Annotated in this window: 17 protein-coding genes; 13 read left to right on the plus strand and 4 right to left on the minus strand. The window is 58.2% G+C overall.

Annotation, left to right across the window (positions count from 1 at the left end; genetic code table 11):
* Position 1 precedes the first annotated feature (1 nt).
* A complete protein-coding gene (gene ffh, locus AB5Z14_RS05730; protein WP_117637757.1) occupies positions 2–1,477 on the plus strand; it encodes a signal recognition particle protein in 1,476 nt (491 codons plus the stop codon).
* Positions 1,478–1,597: 120 nt separating this feature from the next.
* On the opposite strand, the gene AB5Z14_RS05735 is transcribed toward ffh, so the two are convergent.
* Positions 1,598–2,362 (minus strand): DUF134 domain-containing protein, encoded by a 765-nt coding sequence (locus AB5Z14_RS05735; RefSeq protein ID WP_195535312.1) that lies wholly within the window; start codon positions 2,360–2,362, stop codon positions 1,598–1,600.
* A 216-nt stretch (positions 2,363–2,578) separates the two neighbouring features.
* Here AB5Z14_RS05735 and thyA point away from each other — a divergent pair, with 216 nt between their 5' ends.
* The 4 genes from thyA to AB5Z14_RS05755 all read left to right on the plus strand — a co-directional run bounded on the left by thyA (position 2,579) and on the right by AB5Z14_RS05755 (position 6,454).
* Positions 2,579–3,427, plus strand: a complete 849-nt coding sequence (thyA, locus tag AB5Z14_RS05740) for a thymidylate synthase (protein WP_368130664.1) — start codon at positions 2,579–2,581, stop codon at positions 3,425–3,427.
* A gap of 9 nt (positions 3,428–3,436) precedes the next feature.
* Positions 3,437–3,955 carry a dihydrofolate reductase gene (locus tag AB5Z14_RS05745; RefSeq protein ID WP_368130665.1) on the plus strand — a complete coding sequence of 173 codons (519 nt, stop codon included), beginning with the start codon at positions 3,437–3,439 and terminating at the stop codon, positions 3,953–3,955.
* 109 nt (positions 3,956–4,064) lie between these two features.
* Positions 4,065–4,979, plus strand: a complete 915-nt coding sequence (locus AB5Z14_RS05750; protein WP_117655408.1) for a TrmH family RNA methyltransferase — start codon at positions 4,065–4,067, stop codon at positions 4,977–4,979.
* Between the two features lie 125 nt (positions 4,980–5,104).
* Positions 5,105–6,454 carry an MATE family efflux transporter gene (locus AB5Z14_RS05755; RefSeq protein WP_195625085.1) on the plus strand — a complete coding sequence of 450 codons (1,350 nt, stop codon included), beginning with the start codon at positions 5,105–5,107 and terminating at the stop codon, positions 6,452–6,454.
* A gap of 129 nt (positions 6,455–6,583) precedes the next feature.
* Here the strand turns inward: AB5Z14_RS05755 and AB5Z14_RS05760 are convergent, their stop codons facing one another.
* Complete coding sequence (locus AB5Z14_RS05760; RefSeq protein WP_368130666.1) at positions 6,584–7,069, minus strand: cob(I)yrinic acid a,c-diamide adenosyltransferase; 486 nt, start codon at positions 7,067–7,069, stop codon at positions 6,584–6,586.
* A gap of 92 nt (positions 7,070–7,161) precedes the next feature.
* On the opposite strand from AB5Z14_RS05760, the gene ftsH reads away from it, so the two are divergent.
* Positions 7,162–9,054, plus strand: a complete 1,893-nt coding sequence (gene ftsH / locus AB5Z14_RS05765) for an ATP-dependent zinc metalloprotease FtsH (protein WP_195520463.1) — start codon at positions 7,162–7,164, stop codon at positions 9,052–9,054.
* An 82-nt stretch (positions 9,055–9,136) separates the two neighbouring features.
* Complete coding sequence (locus AB5Z14_RS05770; protein ID WP_368130667.1) at positions 9,137–9,628, plus strand: 2-thiouracil desulfurase family protein; 492 nt, start codon at positions 9,137–9,139, stop codon at positions 9,626–9,628.
* 180 nt (positions 9,629–9,808) lie between these two features.
* Here the strand turns inward: AB5Z14_RS05770 and AB5Z14_RS05775 are convergent, their stop codons facing one another.
* A complete protein-coding gene (locus AB5Z14_RS05775) occupies positions 9,809–10,411 on the minus strand; it encodes a Type 1 glutamine amidotransferase-like domain-containing protein (protein WP_368130668.1) in 603 nt (200 codons plus the stop codon).
* Positions 10,412–10,950: 539 nt separating this feature from the next.
* Positions 10,951–12,033 carry an iron-containing alcohol dehydrogenase family protein gene (locus tag AB5Z14_RS05780; protein ID WP_368130669.1) on the minus strand — a complete coding sequence of 361 codons (1,083 nt, stop codon included), beginning with the start codon at positions 12,031–12,033 and terminating at the stop codon, positions 10,951–10,953.
* Positions 12,034–12,543: 510 nt separating this feature from the next.
* Here AB5Z14_RS05780 and ileS point away from each other — a divergent pair.
* The 6 genes from ileS to AB5Z14_RS05810 all read left to right on the plus strand — a co-directional run bounded on the left by ileS (position 12,544) and on the right by AB5Z14_RS05810 (position 20,468).
* Positions 12,544–15,321 carry an isoleucine--tRNA ligase gene (ileS, locus tag AB5Z14_RS05785; RefSeq protein WP_438265658.1) on the plus strand — a complete coding sequence of 926 codons (2,778 nt, stop codon included), beginning with the start codon at positions 12,544–12,546 and terminating at the stop codon, positions 15,319–15,321.
* Between the two features lie 445 nt (positions 15,322–15,766).
* A complete protein-coding gene (gene lspA, locus AB5Z14_RS05790) occupies positions 15,767–16,294 on the plus strand; it encodes a signal peptidase II (protein ID WP_253276051.1) in 528 nt (175 codons plus the stop codon).
* Positions 16,294–17,307, plus strand: coding sequence for an RluA family pseudouridine synthase (locus tag AB5Z14_RS05795; protein ID WP_225093519.1), 1,014 nt, complete (start codon positions 16,294–16,296; stop codon positions 17,305–17,307). The genes lspA and AB5Z14_RS05795 overlap by 1 nt, the downstream gene beginning before the upstream one ends.
* An 82-nt stretch (positions 17,308–17,389) precedes the next feature.
* A complete protein-coding gene (locus AB5Z14_RS05800) occupies positions 17,390–18,685 on the plus strand; it encodes a glycosyltransferase family 2 protein (RefSeq protein ID WP_368130671.1) in 1,296 nt (431 codons plus the stop codon).
* A gap of 81 nt (positions 18,686–18,766) precedes the next feature.
* Positions 18,767–19,189, plus strand: a complete 423-nt coding sequence (locus AB5Z14_RS05805; protein ID WP_346963831.1) for a prepilin peptidase — start codon at positions 18,767–18,769, stop codon at positions 19,187–19,189.
* A gap of 31 nt (positions 19,190–19,220) precedes the next feature.
* On the plus strand, positions 19,221–20,468 hold the full coding sequence (locus AB5Z14_RS05810; protein ID WP_368130673.1) for a deoxyguanosinetriphosphate triphosphohydrolase family protein: 1,248 nt from the start codon (positions 19,221–19,223) through the stop codon (positions 20,466–20,468).
* Positions 20,469–20,479: the final 11 nt, after the last annotated feature.

A 20,479-nucleotide genomic window follows, 5' to 3' on the forward strand; every position in this document is an offset into this window, starting at 1 on the left:
AGTGTTTGATTCTCTGAGCGATCGCCTCAACGACACATTTGACCGCCTGCGCGGCAAGGGTAAGCTGACCGAGGCCGATATCACCTCGGCCATGCGCGACATTCGCATGGCGCTGCTCGAGGCCGACGTTAACTTTAAGGTCGTTAAGGAGTTCGTTGCTAAGACCAAGGAGCGCTGCATGACCGCCGAGGTCATGGAGTCGCTGTCGCCGGCGCAAAACGTCGTCAAGATTGTGCTCGACGAGCTCACCGAGATGCTCGGCTCCACCGAGAGCAAGCTCGTTTTTAGTAACCGCATTCCTAATGTCATCATGCTCGTGGGCCTGCAGGGCTCCGGTAAGACCACGGCTGCCGTAAAGCTTGCCTACCTGCTCAAGAAGCAGGGCCGCTCGCCGCTGCTCGCCGCGTGCGACGTCTACCGTCCCGCTGCTGCCGATCAGCTTGCCACGCTCGGTGGCGAGATCGGCGTGCCGGTCTTCCGCGGCGACGGTGCGCACCCGGTCGACATCGCCAAGGGCGCCATCCAGGAGGCCGTCGACCACCTTCGTGACGTGGTGATCGTCGATACCGCCGGTCGTCTTCAGATCGACGAGCAGATGATGCAGGAGGCCGTCGACATCAAGAAGGCCGTCAAGCCCGACCAGGTGCTGATGGTCGTCGACGCCATGACCGGCCAGGATATCGTCAACGTGGTCTCGACGTTTGCCGAGCGCACCGACTTTGATGGTGTGATTATCTCCAAGCTCGACGGTGACGCCCGTGGCGGTGGCGCGCTTTCGGTGCGTCAGGTGACCGGCAAGCCCATCAAGTTTGTGAGCATGGGCGAGAAACCCGATTCGCTTGAGCCGTTCTATCCCGATCGCATGGCCAAGCGAATCTTGGGCATGGGCGACGTTGTCGGCATCATCGAGAAGGCCCAGGAGGCCGCCGATGCCGAACAGCTTGAGGCTGCCGAGCGCATGCTGCGCGAGGGCTTTACCATGAATGACATGCTCGACCAGATGAAAGCCGTCAAAAAGATGGGCGGCATGAAGGGTATCCTGGGCATGCTCCCCGGTGGCCAGCGCGCGCTCAACCAGATGGGCGGTAACCTGGACGAGGGCATCTTCGACAAGAACGAGGCCATCATCATGTCGATGACCAAGGAGGAGCGTCTGCGTCCCTCCATCATCAACGGCCAGCGTCGCGCGCGTATCGCCAAGGGCGCCGGTGTGACCCCCACCGAGGTCAATAGCCTTATGAAGCAGTGGGGCGAGATGAACAAGATGATGGGCCGCATGCGCACGATGGCCAATCAGGCACAGGCCGGCGGCAAGAAGGGCAAAAAGGGCAAGAAGGGCAAGAAGATGCGCATGCCCAATATCCCTGGGCTGGACGCTATGGGTCTGGGCGGCATGGGCGGCCTGGGTACGGGCGGTCCCAAGTCCGATATGGAGCTGCTGCGCCAGATGGAAGCGCAGATGCGCAATAAGAAATAGGGCTGTAATTCCAGCTTGATATGGCAAAGGCCACTCGGAAGTTACCGGGTGGCCTTTGTTGTTGGCTTTGATAGTTGGGCTGCGTTCAGCGTCGCGCCTCGAGCTCGCGGTGCCGTGCCGTTAGTGGCAGCCGCAGCCCTCGTGGCCCTCGGGCTCGTGATGGCCGTGGCAGCTGCAGGACTCGCCATGTTCGTGGGCGTGGTCGTGGTCATGGCCGTGGCAGCTGCACGTGGCCTCGCCGTTCTGTGCGAGCGTTCCGGCGATAAGGGCCTCGACGCAAGCGTCGCAGCTGCCCTGAGCTCCTGCGTACACCGTGATGCCGGCTTGGGCAAGCGCGTTGATAGCGCCACCGCCGATGCCGCCGCAGATGAGCGTGTCCACGCCACCGTTGTCGAGCAGGCCCGCAAGGGCACCGTGGCCGGTGCCGTCGGTGCCCACGACCTGCTCGTTGAGTACCTTGCCATCCTGAATGTCGTAGATCTTGAACTGCTCGCTGTGGCCAAAGTGCATAAAGATGTTGCCGTTGTCGTACGTGGTTGCCACCCTCATGGTGTCGATCTCCTTTGCTGGCCATACGGCCGTTGCCGTGGTAATGGGGGAGTACGCGATATTGCCGCCTTCGATGACGATTGCCCGTCCATTGACCAACGCGTTTGCCACCTTGCGATGCGCTCGGCTGCAAATAGCCGCCACCGTGGCGCGCGCGATGCCCATCTGCTGTGCGGCTGCCTCTTGGTTAAGGCCTTCCAGGTCGCACAGGCGCAGTACTTCGAGCTCATCGACCGTCATCTCGATGGCGTCTCCGCTGGCAAGGCCGTCGGGGGTAAAGCCGCGATATTCGGGGATGATCCCAACACGGCGTAATTTTTCGCGTCTTCCTGCCATACTCTCTCCAAATCTGACATATGTCAGTAATAGGATAGCGTGTATGCGGTTCCGCGCAAGCTTTTTTAGCATATGTCAGAAATTCAAAGTTGTTACGTCTGCGATTGTGTGGGTGCTGGCTGCCGTGCATTGCGTGTGCCGACCCAAGTGTCCAATCCGACACTGCGCGCCTGGGCTACAATTAAAATCGCTTATAGGCGACTGACAGGAGGGTCAATGAGCAAGGCTGATCAACAGTTTGTAACCATGTGCCGCGATATTCTGGACCATGGAACCACCACCGAGGGCCAAAAGGTCCGCCCGGTGTGGGAGGATGGCACTCCTGCCTATACCATTAAAAACTTTGGTGTCACGGCACGCTATGACCTACGTGAGGAGTTTCCGGCGCTTACCTTGCGTCGTACGGCACTCAAATCTGCCATGGATGAGATCCTATGGATCTATCAAAAGAAGTCCAATAACGTGCATGACCTCAACAGCCATATTTGGGATGAGTGGGCCGACGAGACTGGCTCCATCGGCAAGGCCTACGGGTATCAGATTGGGCAGAAGAGCCATTATGCCGAGGGCGACTTTGACCAGATGGATCGCGTGCTGTACGACCTTAAGAACACGCCGTACAGCCGCCGCATTATGACGAACACCTATGTGTTTAGCGACCTGTCCGAGATGCACCTGTATCCGTGTGCCTACAGCGTGACGTATAACGTGACGCAGCGTCCGCAGGATGATAAACCGACGCTCAACATGATTCTCAACCAGCGCAGCCAGGATATTTTGGCTGCGAACAACTGGAATGTGTGCCAGTACGCCATTTTGCTGATGATGGTCGCGCAGTCGGTCGATATGATTCCCGGCGAGCTGCTGCATGTGATTTCCGATGCCCACATTTACGACCGTCATGTCGATATCGTTCGCGAGCTTATTGAGCGTCCGCAGTTTGCTGCGCCCAAGGTAACGCTCAACCCCGATGTGCATGACTTCTATGCGTTTACGACCGATGATCTGATCGTCGAGGGCTATGAGCACGGCCCTCAGGTCAAGAACATCCCCATTGCGGTGTAGGTGACGCGCATGACGTGTAAGCTTTCTGCCATTGTCGCCGTGTGTGACGACTGGGGCATTGGGTGCGAGGGTGACATGGTCGTGTCCAATCGCTCCGATATGCGCCATTTTGTGGCGTGCACCAAAGGTTGCCCGGTCATTATGGGACGCAAGACGCTGCTGAGTTTTCCCGGCGGGCGTCCGCTTAAGAACCGCCGCAATATCGTGCTCACGCGCGATGAGGACTTTGCTCCCGAGGGCGTCGACGTGGTGCATAGCATCGACGAAGCGCTCGCCGCGGTAGCCGATGAGACCGTTGCGTGGGTGATTGGCGGCGGCGAGGTATATCGACAGTTTTTGCCGTATTGCGTGGAGGCCGAGGTTACGCATAACCATTGCGTGCATGACGTGGATACGTACTTTCCCGATTTGGATGCCGATCCCGCGTGGGAGATTGCGCGGCGTGACGGTGTTGCCACGATTGCCTCGGGCGAGGGAGACGAGGGCGTCGATTATGAGTTCGTGACGTATCGTCGCGTTGAGGCGTAAATCGTCTGGCGTGAACGGTATCATCGGGTTGTTTGAATGCATGGGGCGGCGCTTGGCGTCGCCTCGTTTGGTATAGATGTGCTGTAAAGAAGGGTGCGGGCTGGCTGCTATGACTGATGCCGTTGAGGTGCTGCGAATCGATTCTCTCGAGGACGAGCGGCTCGATGCCTACGTGCGACTGACCGAGCGTGAGCTTCGCTGCGTGCTGGAGCCGCAGAAGGGCATTTTTATCGCCGAGAGTGCCAAGGTCATCGAGCGTGCGGTTCGCGCCGGATACCAGCCGGTGAGCTTTCTTTTGGGCGAGCGCTGGCTCGACCAGATGATGCCGCTGTTTGAGCGCCTGATTGTGCGCGAGGGCGCGGGTCCGGTTCCTGTGTTCGTTGCCTCCATGGAGCTTATGGAGCAGCTGACGGGCTTCAATGTGACGCGCGGTGCGCTCGCGGCATTCCGTCGTCCACGTCAGATTCCGGTAGCCGAGTTCTTGGGTGGCGTCGTCGATGCGGCGGGGGAGCGCCCGGTGCGCGTGTGCGTGCTCGAGGGCATTGTCGACCACACCAACGTCGGCGCGATTTTCCGCTCGGCGGCTGCGCTGAACGTCGATGGCATTTTGGTGAGCCCTACGTGCTGCGATCCGCTGTACCGTCGCTCGGCCCGCGTGAGCATGGGCACGGTGTTCCAGGTGCCCTGGACACGCATTGGCAGCGAAGCGCGCGTATGGCCGCATGATGGGCTGGCGGCGCTACACGATGCCGGCTTTTCGTGTGCCGCTATGGCGTTGACGGATGATTCGGTGTCGCTGGACGATCCCGCGCTCCAGGAGATTGACCGCCTGGCAATCTTTATGGGCACCGAGGGTGCTGGCTTGGGCGCCAAGACCATTGCAGGCTGCGACCGCGCCGTGCGTATTCCGATGGCACATGGGGTCGATTCACTCAACGTGGCCGCGGCAAGCGCTGTTGCCTTTTGGCAGCTGTGCCCGCATGTGAGCAACGAGTACCACTACCAGCCGGGGCTGTATCACTAGGCAGATAGTTAGCACCGGGCTCTGGTTCGGGGCGTTTCGGCCGACGTCGGTCGGTGCTAAGCTGGTATTGGCTTTGGTCTTAAATTGCCGTTTTGTTGTTTGACGTACGCTGGTGGGGAGGGCGTGTGGCTAAGAAATCTACGGCTATCGATGTAACGCAGGGTGTCATTTGGCAACAGCTGCTGTCGCTGTGCGTCCCTATCTTCTTTAGCTCGTTTTTTCAGCAGGCTTACACGCTTATTGGTACGTATATCGTCGGCCAGTTTGGCGGCAAGCTCGCGCTGGGTGGCATTCAAGCCACGATGGTGCTCACCGAGCTCTGCATTGGCTTTTGCGTTGGCGTTGGCGCTGGCTGCGCGGTCATTACCGGTCAGTATTTTGGTCAGCACGATGATGAGCGATTGAGTCGTTCGGTCCATACGGCCATGACGCTCGCGCTGGTGGGCGGTATCGTTTTCTCGATTCTTGGCATAGTGTTCGTTGAGCCCATGCTGGTACTTATGAACACGCCGCATGAACTATTGGCCGAGGGCGTGGCCTATGCTCGTTGCTATTTTGCCGCCATGGTTGCGGCGCTGCTGCTGAATATGGGAACCGCACTGCTGCGTGCCGTGGGCGACACGCGCGGCCCCGCCGTGATCATTGCCTCTGGCTGCCTGGTTAACGTGGTGCTGGATATCATTTTTGTCGCTGTGTTGCATATGGAGGCGCTGGGCTGCGGCATCGCGGTGGCGCTGACCATTTGCTCCAATGCCACGATGATCGTGTTGCGCATGATGCGCGCTCCGGGTGCATGGCGTCTTTCGCTGTCTAAGCTCGGTATCGATCGCGGTATTTGCAAGAGTATGATCTCGTGTGGTCTGCCACTCGGTTTTCAATCGGCTGCCTATTCGATCTCGAACGTGCTGATCCAGGTGTCGGTTAATTCGTTTGGCGCCGATGTCACGACTGCTTGGGGTCTATCTGGGCGCCTGGATGGCATTATCTGGATGGTGACCGAGGCGCTCGGCGTATCGATCACTACGTTCTCGGCGCAGAACTTTGGCGCGCGCAACTACGAGCGCATGCGCAAGGGCTACCATACGTCGCTCGTGCTGTCGTTTATGCTCATTGGTGGCCTGTCTGCCGTGCTGCTGGTGTTCTCGGGCCCGCTGTCGCGTTTGTTTGTCGACGATGCTTCGATTTCGGCGTACACCACGACTATCCTCCATTTCATTGCGCCGTTCTATGCGATTTTCTCGATTATCGAGAACGCCTCGGGTTCCATCCGCGGCGCCGGCGTGAGTTTGCAGCCTATGATGCTCACCATCTTTGGCACCGTTGTCTTGAGGGTGATCTGGGTGTTTGCGATCATGCCCTTCGATCCGTCGCTCGAGCATCTACTGCTGGTTTACCCCGTAACCTGGCTCATCACCGCAACCATGTTCACCATCTACCACCACAGCGGCAACTGGCTAGGTCGCGCCACCGCCTAGCTCATCCGTCAGATACCCCTGATAAGTTGCGGTGAAATAGTTCCTGAAAAGCCCTTGCGGACCGTCAAACAAGTACTATTCCACCGCAACTTCCTTATGAGCTGTAGGTGTTGGCGGAAAACGAATCAATTAGTATTCGATGCCTTGGCGGGCTAGGAGGCCTTCGTCGAAGTAGTGTTTGATGGGACGCATTTCGGTGACTAAGTCCGCGAGGTCGGCCAACGGCAGCAGCCCGCGGCCGGTGAGCACGAGTTCCGTGGTGGCGGGCTTTATCGCGATCAGCGCTTCGACATCCTCGCGCGTCACGAAGCCGCGGCGCATGGCCTCGCCGAGTTCGTCCAAAATCAGAACGTCGACCTGTGATATCTGCTCGCATGCGAGCTCCATGATCTGTGCGGCGCAAGCCTCGGGCGTGTCACGGTCGGCCTGTACAATGCGCAGTCCCAGGAGCGGTGCGGCATCGTGTTCGGCGCAGTGTAGCTTCTTGGCAAACTGCAGCATGAGCACGTCGAGTCCATAGCCCGTGGCACGCAGCGCGAGCCCCAGTGCGGCCGTGGTTTTGCCCTTACCATCGCCCGTGTAGATTTGAACCTTGCCGACTTCCAGTGATGCCATCTCTGTCCTTTCGTGCCCGGCGTCGGTTTATCGCCGCCCGGGTTGGGTATTCTAGAAATCATTATCAACCCCAGTAGATGGAGTTCAAGCAGATGGAGATGGATGACAACAAACGTAGACGGAATATGATCCTCTACGTGCTCATCGCCTTCGTCGTCTACCTCGTGCTCTCGACCGTTCTGTTCCCTAACATCGGTCACACGCAGCAGATTACGAAGACCGACTACTCGACGTTTGTCAAAGCGCTCGATAAGAAGAGCGTCGACAAGGTCGAGTACAACACGGACGATTACACGATTTATTACACCAAGAAGGGCGAGGACGAGAACATCGCCTACAAAACGACCGGTGTGCCGAACGATGCGGGCTTTACCGATCGCGTGCTTGAGTCTGGCGCTTCGCTGGAGTCGGTCGTTCCCGATAAAAACTCGGGTCTGATGACCTACTACCTGCTTACGCTCATTCTTCCCATGGCGATTTTCTTCCTCATTGGTTGGTGGCTCAACCGCCGCATGAAGAAGGCCATGGGCGATGACGGCCCGTCGATGAACTTTGGCGGCGGCGGTTTTGGCGGCGGCGGACTGGGTAAGTCCGGCGCGCGCGTGATCGCCTCCAAAGACGTGGGCGTGACCTTTAAGGACGTCGCCGGCCAGGAAGAGGCCAAGGAGTCCCTCAAGGAGGTCGTCGACTTTCTGGAGAAGCCGCAGCGCTACGAGGAGATCGGCGCCAAGCTGCCGCGCGGTGCCCTACTCGTTGGCCCTCCGGGTACCGGTAAGACCCTGCTCGCCAAGGCTGTTGCCGGCGAGGCGGGCGTTCCGTTCTTTAGCATTTCGGGTTCTGAGTTCGTCGAGATGTTCGTCGGCCGTGGCGCCGCCAAAGTGCGTGACCTGTTTAAGCAGGCAAAGGAAAAGGCCCCGTGTATCGTCTTTATCGATGAGATCGATACCATCGGTAAGAAGCGTGATGGCGGCGGCTTTAGCGGCAACGACGAGCGCGAGCAGACGCTCAATCAGCTGCTGACCGAGATGGATGGCTTCGATAACCATAAGGGTATCGTTGTCCTTGCCGCAACCAACCGCCCCGACAGTCTCGATCCCGCTCTACTGCGCCCCGGTCGTTTTGACCGCCGCATCCCCGTCGAGCTGCCCGATCTGACCGGCCGCAAGAACATCCTCGAGCTGCATGCCAAGAGCGTGAAGACCGAGCCGCCGATCGACCTGACCGCGATTGCCCGCGCCACGCCCGGTGCCTCGGGCGCCGACCTGGCCAATATCATCAACGAGGGCGCCCTGCGCGCCGTTCGCGAAGGTCGCAAGCGTGCAACCCAGGACGACTTCGAGGAGTCGGTGGAGGTCGTCATTGCCGGCCAACAGCGTAAGTCCACGGTGCTTTCCGACCACGAGAAGCAGGTCGTTTCCTACCATGAGATCGGCCATGCCATTGTTGCCGCTCGCCAGAAGGGCTCTGCGCCGGTCACGAAGATCACCATCGTTCCGCGCACGAGCGGTGCCCTGGGCTACACCATGCAGGTCGAGGAGGACGAGCGCTTCCTGACGACGCGCCAGGAGGTTCTGGACAAGCTCGCCGTCTACTGCGGTGGTCGCGCGGCCGAGGAGCTCATCTTTGGCGAGATGACGACCGGCGCCGCCAACGATATCGAGCAGGCTACCAAGCTCGCCCGCAACATGGTGACGCGCTTTGGTATGTCCGACGAGTTTGGCATGATGGCGCTCGGTACCGTTCAGAATGCGTACCTTAACCAGGACACGTCGCTCACCTGCGCCCCCGGCACGGCCGAGCGCGTGGACGCGATTGTCGCCAAGCTGATCGAGGACGCGCATGATCGCGCTCTGCAGATCCTGAAGGAGAACAAGTTTAAGCTCCACGAGCTGGCTCGTTATCTTTACAAGAAGGAGACGATCACGGGCGAGGAGTTCATGAACCTCCTCACGCGCGAGAATCCACTGATGCCCAAGCAGCAGTAACGTTGCGTTTGGGACAGTAAATATCGACGCCCCATTTGAGTGCAAGTCTCAAATGGGGCGTTTTTGCTAAGGAGGGATGTATATGAAGATTGTGGTGAGCGCCTGTTTAATGGGCGAGAGCTGCAAGTATAACGGGCTCGACAATTACCATCGCGAGCTGGTTGAGGCTTGCGAGCTTACGGGGACCGAGGTCCTCTTGGTGTGCCCCGAGGTTTTTGGCGGCTTGCCCACACCGCGCGACCCCTCCGAGATTGTGAACGGCGAGGTCCGTACCTGCGAGGGCATCTCGGTTGATCGCGAATTTCGCCTGGGTGCCCAACGTGCGCTCGATATGTGCGAGCAGGCAGGCGGACCGGAAGAGATAGTCGCGTGCATCCTGCAAGATCGCAGTCCCTCGTGCGGTGTCGGCCGTATCTACGACGGAACCTTCAGCGGCACGCTCACTCCGGGCAACGGTGTTTTCGTCGACCTGCTGCTGCGTCACGGGTACCGCGTGATTCCGGCTAGCGAGTTCGATCCCAGCATGTTGGAACATTATCCACAGCACTCGAACCCAACACTTCCTCACGGGTGACCGTTTTGGCATCATCCGTGAAGTTGATATTGAGTACGACCAGGTCATCAAAGACGTAGACCGAGTTGACAGGCGCCGTACCCAGGCAGTCCCTCCCCGCGGCCCTCGCGCAGGAACGCGTACAAGGCCCTCCTGCCCCAAACCCTGCTAGGAACGAGTGCAGCAAACTGGAATTTTAAATTAGTCTTTGCAAATAACCTTTGAACCTTCACCATCAATTACAATTCCCTGACGATTGTTATTTGGGCATAGATTCAAATCCGAAAACTCTGTCATTATTTTCTCGGTAACTTTCTTAAATGGTGCTGTAAGAAAATGCGGAAGAACATAGAAATCAATCAAATTAAGCCCTGCATCATCTTCTTGTGAGTAGTCCTCCGGCTTTTCATCCATTTGCTCGATATATTGGATGCTTGGAGCGCATACAATCGCACCTGCCGATTCACCAATCATCAGTTTTCCCTTTGCCAATTCTTTCTTCAACAGCTCATCCGTTCCCGTTTTACGGAGCTGGTCTATAAGGAAAAAAGAATTACCGCCGGTAAAATAGATCACATCCGCATCTTCAAAAAGAGACTTTATCGTTGGATAAGCCTCCGTTGAAATATCAATTTCAGTTACGATTGCTCCCAACTTTTTGAATAATTTTCGAGCCGAGCCGACATAACCGGTGTAGCCTTCACGCAGCGAGGCTGTTGGGATAAATGCGACTTTTTTATTTTCAATTTCTTCCTTTATCAGACTTCCTACACTTGAAAAGTGCGAACATAAAAACAGTTTCATCAGTATTCTCCTTTATATATAAATTCTTATTTGTTGAACTAAGCCGTGTTTACCATACTCTCCAATGAAAGAACGCCCTGATATAGCGTAATTTGCTGTTTCCTGCGTACGTGCGTACACACTCCACAGGAATTCTAAGGGCCCTGCCCCCTTAGCACACGGACTCTGGAACAAAGTCTAGTGTGTTACGCCTTGCCAGAGGTGTACAGGCTCCCGGTGCGCACGTTCGCAGCAATTGCCATTAATGCGCCATATAAGTGGCAATCAAGTTCGCACAAAGCGACCTTGATCCCGCAAAACAAAAGGCGGGATACCATCACCACGATGATATCCCGCCTTTTGTTCGTTCCTGTTTACCGTTCCGAGTAGTGCTTCCGCAGAATTTCCGATAAACAAAAAACGTACCCGAACCCTTTCTCGTAAAGAATCGGGTTCGAGTACGAACTGAATGGTGGAGCAATAAAAAACCACCACAAAGGTGCCTGTCCCCTTTGTGGTGGTTTAGGGTGCTGCTCCCTTGTGGTGGTTTTGGGCTAGGCCTAGAGCGTGTGGCCGTAGGCGTTGGCGGCCTTGATGGCGGCGGCGAATTTTTCGTCGGTGAAGGGCTCGGGGTTTCCCTGCTTCCACTCGTTGGTGGCGTGCGCGTACTCGCACAGGGCAGAGATATCAGTCTCGGAAAGCCCGACCTGCTCAAGCGTTACGGGCAGCCCCATCTGCTTGTTGAAGGCAGCATAGCGCTTAAGGTTCTCGGTGTCGCCCGTGTAGGCGAACAACACCAGCACGCCTAGACTCACGACTTCACCGTGCAGGTAGGTGCCCTCACGCGGAATGCTGCAGGTGGCGTTGTAGAACGCGTGCGCCACGCTCGAGTTGTAGTAGTAATCGTTTTGGTTGGTCAGGTTGGAGACGTAGCCCGTGTTGACCACGATGTCGAGCGCGATCTGCTTGACGGCCTCGCTCGACAGGTTCTGGCGCACGTCCTCAAGACCCTGGACGCCATAGGTAAACAGTGGCTCGGAACAGGTGTGGGCGAGCGCCAGGCCAAGACCGGCGGTGTGCTCCAGGTTGCCGGCGCTCGTGGCGTACTCGACCTCGGGCTGTTTAGACAGGGCATCGCCCACGCCGGCCCAGAAGTACTCTGCCGGTGCCTCGGCGATGATCTTGGGGTTGATGAAGATGTGCGCCGGTCTGTTGGGGTACGAATAGCCCTCGAGCGAGCCGTCGTCGTTATACACGACGGCAATGGCGGTCGCGGCCGAGCAGTTGGAGCAGATCGTCGGCACCGTAAAGACGATCTTCTTGAGCTCGATAGCTGCGGTCTTCACGGTGTCGAGCGCCTTGCCGCCGCCGCATGCGATAAGCACGTCGGCTTCCTGGCAGGCAGGGGAGTTTACGACCTTGGCGATATTTGCGCGCGTACTGTTGGTTCCGTAGACGCGCGTCTCCAGAATTTCGACGTCGGTACCCGCCAGCGCAGCTTCGATACCGGGAAGTGCTGCGGCCAGTGCCCGCTTGCCACCGATGATCGCGACCTTCTTCGCGCCGTACTCGGCCAGCGCGCCGGGCAGCTCGTCAAAGCAATCCTCGCCAACGGTGTAGTCGCTCATTCCAATCGTGCGCATAGCAACCTTCTTTCGTTCGATAAAGTGCTTTCAGGTATTTTGCTCCAAGAGAAGGTCCACAGCCGCGAGAAATTTCGAACGTATAAAACCAATGTTGAGGGTTTTTCGCTGGCGGTGACCGTGCTACCATACAACGCATAAGCGTTGATGGGGACGAGTAGTCGGCCGTCCGCATGCTACAGAGAACGGGGAGCGCTGAGAACCCGTGCATGCGACCGATGAAAATCACCCCGGAGCTGCGGTCCCAACGGACGCGCCGCACAGGCACGTCTTAGTAGATATCGCCGAGATGGTCGTCGATACAGACCAGCCGAGTAACGGATGCGAGCGCGCGGCGACGCGAGCGCGGGCATCTAAGCTGGGTGGTTAAGCGAAGAGCTTTTACGGACAGACTGTCCGTTTTGTGGCGCTTCGTCCCAGCTTGTAGGGACGGGCGCTTTTTTGGTGCCCAGAGGGCGTGCGCGCCCATGACAAGAAAGGGGTACCGTGGCAAACGAGTACAAGCAGACGATGAATCTGCCCAAAACCGGATTTCCCATGCGTGCCGGTCTTTCCAAGTCCGAGCCAAAGCGACTCAAGGACTGGCAGGACAACAAGGTCTACGAGCAAGTTCTAAAGAAGAACGAGGGTCACAAGAAGTTCGTGCTGCACGACGGCCCTCCGTACGCCAACGGCCCGATCCACATCGGCCACGCCATGAACAAGATCTCCAAGGACATGATCAACCGTTACCGGATGATGCAGGGCTATGAGGTTCCCTATGTTCCCGGTTGGGACTGCCACGGTCAGCCGATCGAACATAAGGTCGAGGAGAAGCTCGGCACCGAGAAGTTCAACCAGACCTCCACGGCTAAGATCCGCGAGCTTTGCAACAAGTTCGCTGTCGAGAACATCGAGCTCCAGAAGGCTGGCTTCCGTCGCCTTGGCGTGCTTGGCGACTGGGACAACCCGTATCTGACGCTCTATCACCAGCATGACGCCGCCGACATTGAGGTCTTCAAGGCCATGTTCGACAAGGGCATGATCTATCGCGGCCACAAGCCCGTCCACTGGTGCAAGCACTGCCACACCGCGCTGGCCGAGGCTGAGATCGAGTACTCCGACGAGACGAGCCCGTCCATCTTCGTGCGCTTTGAGATGACCTCCAAGCCCGCCGGTCTCGAGAACTTCGACGGCCCGGTCGACTTTATCATCTGGACGACCACGCCGTGGACCATCCCCTCCGACCAGGCAGTTTCCCTCAAGCCCGGCGCCGCCTACGTCGCCGTTGAGCACGACGGCCGCGCCGAGGTCATGCTCGAGGACCTGGCTCCTAAGTGCTGCGAGGAGTTTGGCTGGGAGTACACTCCGGTTATGGTCGACGGCAAGCCCTATGTGGTTCCCGCCGAGACCTTCCACCACATCCACTACAAGCAGCCGATCTTCGACGGTGTCGAGGGCGTGGCGCTGCTGGCCGATTACGTCGGTGTCGATGACGGTACCGGTATTGTCCACAACTCGCCCGGCCACGGCGTCGACGACTACTTTGCCTGCCTCAAGGAGGGCATCACCGACATCTGCATGCCGGTCGATGACGACGGCAAGTTCTACACCGGCGAGGAGTTTGGCACCGGTGGCCCCTTCAGCGGTATGGACACCGATGAGGCCAACCCGCACATCATCGAGTTCCTGCGCGAGCGCGGTACCCTAGTCCTCGAGAAGAAGATCACGCACAGCTATCCGCACTGCTGGCGTTGCAAGCACCCGGTGCTCTTCCGTGCTACCGACCAGTGGTTTGTCTCGATGGACAAGACCGGTTTGCGCGAGCAGGCTGGCAAAGAGGTCCGCGAGAACGTCAAGTGGTATCCGGCCCACGCGGCCAACCGCATCGGCGCCATGGTCGAGCAGCGTCCCGACTGGTGCATCAGCCGTCAGCGCAACTGGGGCGTGCCTATCCCCAGCTACACTTGCGCCGACTGCGGCGAGAAGGTCATGAACGACGCCACGCTCGACGCCGTCATCAAGCTCTTCCACGAGAAGGGCTCCGACGCCTGGTTCACCGACGCTCCCGAGAGTTACCTGGGCGAGGCTTGCGTTTGCCCCAAGTGTGGCGGCCATCACCTCAAGGCTGATAAGGACATTCTCGACGTGTGGTGGGACTCCGGCGTGTCCTGGAAGGCCGTCTGCGAGTATCGACCCGAGCTTGAGTACCCGGCTGACGTGTATCTCGAGGGATCCGACCAGCATCGCGGTTGGTTCCAGAGCTCGCTGCTCACCTCGGTGGGTGCCAACGGCCATGCTCCGTACAAGGCGGTCGTCTCGCAGGGCTTCACGCTCGATGGCCAGGGCCGCAAGATGTCCAAGTCGCTCGGCAACGTCATCGACCCCAACAAGGTCTGCGACGAGATGGGCGCTGACATCATCCGTCTCTGGGTTGCCTCCGTCGACACCAGCTCCGACGTCTCCATCGACCATGAGATTCTCGCTCGTACGTCCGATGCCTATCGTCGTTTCCGCAACACGCTGCGCTTCTTGCTCTCCGAGCTCGAGGGTCAGTTTGAGCCCGAGACCGACGGCGTCGCCTTTGCCGACCTGCTGCCGCTCGACAAGCTCATGGTTGCCCGTCTGACCCAGGTCCAGGCCGAGGTCGACGACGCCTACGCCAGCTATGAGTTCCCGCGCGCCTACCGTGCGCTCTATGACTTCGTGGTTACCGAGCTTTCCAACGTGTATCTCGACGCCCTGAAGGATCGTCTGTACTGCGACAAGCCCGGCTCGCTCGAGCGCCGCAGTGCCCAGACCGTGCTGGCCGAGCTCTTCTCGATGCTCATGCGCGACCTGCAGCCGATCCTGTCCTATACCGTCGACGAGGCCATGGCATATGCGCCCGCCGGCTGCGTCGATCACCAGAAGTACGCCGCGCTGCTCGATTGGTACAAGTCGCCCATCACGGTCGACGAGGCCAATGAGTTTGAGGGCGTGCTCGAGGCTTCGCTCGAGCTCCGTAGCGCCGTGACCAAGGCCCTTGAGGATGCCCGTTCTGCCGGCACCTTCACTAAGAGCCAGCAGGTCCGCGTCAAGGCGGTCGTTCCCGCCGAGATGTACGCGCTGCTGACCGGTGATAAGGCCGTCGACCTGGCCGAGTTCTACATCGTCTCCGATGTTGAGCTGACCCAGGGCGAGGAACTCTCCGTTGCCATTGAAGCTGCCGAGGGCGAGTGCTGCGACCGTTGCTGGAACTACCGCACCACCGTTGGCGAGTACAACGGCCACGCTCATATCTGCAAGCGCTGCGCTGACGCTTTGTAGGTTACGGCGTTCGTAGAACGCCGTAACCTACCGACGCTGCAAACGCCCCTAAGCGGCAATCTGACGTTCAATCGTCGGTCGCGTACCAAAGTACGCTTCCCTCCTCTTTCACGTCACCTTGCTCGCTTAGGGACGTTTTCGCTGTTGGTGACGATAACGCGGCGTTTCCATTGCTGGAGCTAGAGGCTTTCTTTCGACTTGCGTTTTTAGTCGAAAGCTATTAAGCGACATTCCGTTATTCGGAATGTCGCTTTCGTTTTTAGCTGGTTATTTCGCTTGCGTTGGTGGATATGTCGTGCGTTCTGCGTATGGCAATATAAGATAGTTCTTTGTATTAAACGTAATTCGATGATCTTGAGGGTAGGGGATTTCTTTGGGTCGTACTGGGGATATGACGCCGTCTTTGCGTTGGCGGTTGGGTGTTGCTGGTGGGGTGGCGCTCGTTGTGCTGCTTGTTGACCAGTTGACCAAGCTTGCGGTTCGTGCCGTGGGCGATGCACTGCATGTGACCGTCATCCCCGGCGTGATCGACTTCCTGTTTGTCCGCAATATCGGCGCTGCCTTTAGCATGGGCGAGGGGCATGGCATCGCGTTTGCCGTGCTGGCGCTGGCGGTCATTGTCGCTATTGCCGTGTACCTCATTCGTGCACCCCAGCTCGCCCATCTTGAGGTTGTGGGCATGGCGATGGTTGCGGGCGGTGCTATCGGCAACGCTATCGATCGTTTGGCCTTTGGCTTCGTGACCGATTTTATTGCCACCACCTTCATCGACTTCCCCGTCTTCAATGTGGCCGATATCGGCATTACCTTGGGCGTCGTGCTCGCCCTCTTCGGATACATGTTCTTGAGCCCCGCGGCCCGCGAGGTTGATGCGACTGCCGAGCTCAATGCCCGTGATGAGGCCCGCGCTAAGCGCAAGGCCAAGCAGCGTGGGGAGCGTGCCCGCAAGATTCGCGAAAGGAATGAGCGTTAATGGCCGACATCCATATTCTTGTTGCCGACGATTCCGCTGGTCAGCGTCTTGACGCCTATTTGGGCGCCAACGATGGCTGTCCCACGCGCTCTGCCTGCGCGCATCTGATCGAGGGAGGCGCCGTTGCCGTCAACGGTGAGACTTGTCTCTCTAAAAAGTGCGCCGTACGCGCCGGCGATCGCATCTCGGTCGACTTGCCCGAGCCGCACGACCCGACCGACGTGATTCCCGAGGCCATTCCCCTCGATATCCGCTACGAGGACGACTACCTTATCGTGCTCTCCAAGCAGCGGGGCCTGGTGTGCCATCCCGCCCATGGCCACGAGAGCGGCACCCTTGCGAACGCTCTGGTCTACCACTGCGGCATCGACCATCTTGGTACCGTACAGGGTGAGGACCGCCCCGGGATCGTGCATCGTTTGGATCGCGATACCTCGGGTCTCATGCTTGCGGCAAAGGACGACGACACGCAGCGCGCGCTTCAAAATCTCATTCGCACGCGCACGCTCGATCGTCGCTATATCACGCTCGTTCACGGGCACATCGCCATGGACGAGGGCACCATCAATACCGGTATCGCCCGTTCTACGCGCGACCGCGTCAAGATGGCGGTTTCGGACGACCCCTTTGCCCGTCAGGCCATTACGACCTTTAAAGTCCTCGAGCGCTTCGATTCCACGCGTTTCGACGACGGCTATACGCTCGTCGAGTGCCACCTGTTTACGGGCCGCACACATCAGATTCGCGTGCATATGCGCCATATCAACCACGCCTGCGTGGGCGATCCGCTCTACGGTAAGTGCGATGCGCGTGCCGATCAGGGTCTGACCAGGCAATTCCTTCATTCCTGGCGCGTCGCATTCGACCATCCCGTGACGGGTGAGCGCATCGAATGCCGCGACGAGCTGCCTTGGGATCTTGCTGCGGTTCTTGACGACCTGGCCCCGCGCTCGCTTGGCCGCACCGCCGCCGGCGACGACATCGTCCCGCAGCTTGGCCTTCTCGAAGCCTAGCCGGTATTAGGTGGTTTCTTGAACTCGGTAAGCCTGCGGTATGATATGCGGTTGTTTACGTAACGCGTTCTCGGGAGCCTGCATGCTCGCCTTTTTACAAACTAACACGCCCATCGTGATCTTTAACCAGATTGTGGTTACGCTGCTCACGGTCTGCTTTCTGTACCAGGTGGTCTTCTTTGTCATTGGCGCTCTTCGTGGCGAGGTCGCGCCTCCCAAGGCCAAAAAACTTCACCGCTATGCCTTCTTTATCGCGGCGCATAACGAGGAGGCCGTGATCGCCAACCTCGTTCGCTCCATCAAGGATCAGGATTATCCGTCCGAGCTTATCGAGGTCTTCGTGGTCGCCGATGCCTGCACCGACAACACGGCGCAGCTCGCGCGCGAGGCGGGCGCCATCGTTTATGAGCGCAACGACCTGGCCCGCAAGGGTAAGAGCTGGGTCATGGACTTTGGTTTTGATCGCATCCTTAACGAGTATCCCGACACGTTTGAGGGCTACTTTATCTTCGATGCCGATAACGTCATCTCCCGCGATTACGTGTCCAAGATGAACGATGCCTTTGACCAGGGATTCCACGTGGTCACGAGCTATCGTAACTCCAAGAACTTCGGCAGCTCGTGGATCTCGGCAGCTAATGCTACGTGGTATCTGCGCGAGGCGCGCTTTCTCAACAACGCGCGCAACATCTGCAAGACGTCTTGCGCCGTCTCAGGTTCGGGCTACCTCATCTCCGCCAGTGTTATCGAGGGCATGCACGGTTGGCAGTTCCACACGCTGACTGAGGACATTCAGTTCACCACGTTCTGCGCCATCCACGGCATTCGCATTGGCTATGCACCGGCGGAGTTCTTTGACGAACAGCCCGTGACGTTTAAGGCGTCCTGGAAACAGCGCATGCGTTGGACCAAGGGCTTCTACCAGGTGTTCTTTACTTACGGTAAGCACCTGATCAAGTCGACCTTCCGCTACCATCGCTTTGCCGCCTACGACATGTTCATGACGATCGCCCCGGGTATGCTGCTGTCGCTCATCTCGATGCTCGCCAATGCGACGTTCCTGATCGTGGGTGGACTCTCGCACGGCTTTTTGGCTACCGAGGTTGAGATGCAGGCGTGCGCCGCTTCGCTCATTTTGACCTTCGCCATGATGTATCAGACGTTCTTTATCCTGGCACTGCTCACGACTATCTTTGAGTACAAGCATATTCACTGCGCGCAAAAGTGGCGTCTGGTGACTAACCTGTTTACCTTCCCGATCTTTATGTTCAGCTATATCCCTATCACGGTGGCCGCGCTGTTCCTGAAGGTCGACTGGGTTCCTACCCAGCATGCCGTAAACGTCACCCTCGACGAGGTCATGCAAGGTGCCAAATAACCACCACCAAAACCACCGCAAAGGGGACAGGCACCTTTGTGGTGGTTTTTGCTTTTGCGATGCAGCTCGAGGAGGCGTCCGATGGTCTATATCCCGTTTTGGATTTGCATCTTTGCCGGCGTGGCAATTGATGCCCGAGAGCGACGGTTTCCCAATGGGCTTGCCGGCGCATGTGCCGTGGCGGCGTTGGCGGGTGTTTGGCTCGACCTCGGTTTGAACACTGCGCTTGACCACGCGGGTCTTGCCGTCATTGTGTATCTTGCTCTCGTGCTGACTGAGTCCCTCTGGCGTCGTCTTCGCCAAATCCCGGGCATCGGCATGGGGGATGCCAAGGCGCTCTTCGCGCTTTGCACGCTCGACCCTATGGGTGGCATCGTGGCATTTGCCGTCGCACTCCTGGCCCTGGCCCTCTCCTGCCTCTTCACAAAATCACGCTCCCTGCCATTGCTCCCGTTTTTGGTGCCGATTTTTGCCATAATCGAGGTCGTGGGCTGCACTTTGTAACCGATTGCGCATCCTTCTTAAGGAGCATGCCATGGCAACTAATCAAGAAACGGCCGTCATTAAGGCGCGCATGGACCGTATTCCCTCGGCGTTGTCGCCCGAGCTTGTCGAGCGCATTGCCGCCGATCGTGCTTCGGGCTATGTCAACCCGTATCGTTGCAACGACGATCAGGTCATTCGTCGTATTGATCGCGCCGCCGACAAAGGCACGCTTATGCGTCCGGCGTTTATGCGCGATACCGAAAAGATACTTCATCTTCCGGCGTACACCCGTTATGCAGGCAAAACGCAGGTCTTTAGCTTCCGTAGCAATGACGATCTGTCACGCCGCGGTTTGCACGTGCAGCTCGTCTCCCGCATTGCGCGCGATATCGGTCGCGCCCTGGGGCTCAATTGCGATCTGATCGAGGCGATTGGCCTGGGTCACGACTTGGGACACACGCCTTTCGGCCATGCCGGCGAGCGCTTCCTCAACGATATCTATCATGAGCGTACGGGGCGTTATTTTTTCCATAACGTGCAGTCGGTCCGCGTGCTCGACGCACTGTACGGCCGCAACGTGTCGCTCCAGACGCTCGACGGCGTGCTATGCCATAACGGCGAGTACGAGCAACGTGTGTTTGAGCTCTCGGACATGAGCTCCTTTGACCAGTTTGACCAGACGGTTGAGGATTGCATTGCCGCGGGTTACGGCGCAATTGAGCACCTGCGTCCCATGACGCTCGAAGGCTGCGTGGTCCGCATCTCGGATATCCTTGCCTACGTGGGGCGCGATCGCCAAGACGCCATTGCAGCGGGCCTGCTGTCACCCGACGCCTTTGACGATGACCTTGGCGGTGCCTACAACAGTTGGATCCTCACGCACGCTTCCATCGATATCGTGGAGCATAGCTATGGTAAGCCGCGCATCGAGATGAGCAAGGACCTGTTTGAGGAGATCCGCCGGGCCAAGCGCGAGAACTACGAGAAGATCTATAGCAAGGGCGGTATCGAAGGCGACTCCGAGGCGGAGCTGCGCGAAGCCTTCGAAAAGCTTTACGACCGTTGCCTGCAGGATATAAACGAAGGTGACGAGTCCTCGTATATCTTTAAACACCACATTTCTCGCATCGAGCAGCAGCTTTCCTACTACGATCGCGCCTATGCCTGGCAGGACGACAAGGATCAAGCCGTGGTGGATTATATCGCGAGCATGACGGACGGTTATTTCTGCGAACTGACGAGCAAGCTGTTCCCGGGTCTAAAGTTTCCGCATCGTACCTATATTAACGAACGATAGTTCGTATTAAT

Origin of the sequence: Collinsella aerofaciens, assembly GCF_040910265.1 — a bacterium.
Classification (GTDB): Bacteria; Actinomycetota; Coriobacteriia; order Coriobacteriales; family Coriobacteriaceae; genus Collinsella; species Collinsella aerofaciens_BK.

Coding starts and splice junctions, on each gene's coding strand:
- AB5Z14_RS05795 (WP_225093519.1), top strand. CDS start 16,294: ATGGCCGACATCCATATTCTTGTTGCCGACGATTCCGCTGGTCAGCGT.
- AB5Z14_RS05745 (WP_368130665.1), top strand. CDS start 3,437: ATGACGTGTAAGCTTTCTGCCATTGTCGCCGTGTGTGACGACTGGGGC.
- AB5Z14_RS05775 (WP_368130668.1), bottom strand. CDS start 10,411: ATGAAACTGTTTTTATGTTCGCACTTTTCAAGTGTAGGAAGTCTGATA.
- ileS (WP_438265658.1), top strand. CDS start 12,544: ATGAATCTGCCCAAAACCGGATTTCCCATGCGTGCCGGTCTTTCCAAG.
- AB5Z14_RS05810 (WP_368130673.1), top strand. CDS start 19,221: ATGGCAACTAATCAAGAAACGGCCGTCATTAAGGCGCGCATGGACCGT.
- AB5Z14_RS05800 (WP_368130671.1), top strand. CDS start 17,390: ATGCTCGCCTTTTTACAAACTAACACGCCCATCGTGATCTTTAACCAG.
- ftsH (WP_195520463.1), top strand. CDS start 7,162: ATGGAGATGGATGACAACAAACGTAGACGGAATATGATCCTCTACGTG.
- AB5Z14_RS05760 (WP_368130666.1), bottom strand. CDS start 7,069: ATGGCATCACTGGAAGTCGGCAAGGTTCAAATCTACACGGGCGATGGT.
- AB5Z14_RS05770 (WP_368130667.1), top strand. CDS start 9,137: ATGAAGATTGTGGTGAGCGCCTGTTTAATGGGCGAGAGCTGCAAGTAT.
- AB5Z14_RS05780 (WP_368130669.1), bottom strand. CDS start 12,033: ATGCGCACGATTGGAATGAGCGACTACACCGTTGGCGAGGATTGCTTT.
- AB5Z14_RS05735 (WP_195535312.1), bottom strand. CDS start 2,362: ATGGCAGGAAGACGCGAAAAATTACGCCGTGTTGGGATCATCCCCGAA.
- AB5Z14_RS05750 (WP_117655408.1), top strand. CDS start 4,065: ATGACTGATGCCGTTGAGGTGCTGCGAATCGATTCTCTCGAGGACGAG.
- thyA (WP_368130664.1), top strand. CDS start 2,579: ATGAGCAAGGCTGATCAACAGTTTGTAACCATGTGCCGCGATATTCTG.
- AB5Z14_RS05805 (WP_346963831.1), top strand. CDS start 18,767: ATGGTCTATATCCCGTTTTGGATTTGCATCTTTGCCGGCGTGGCAATT.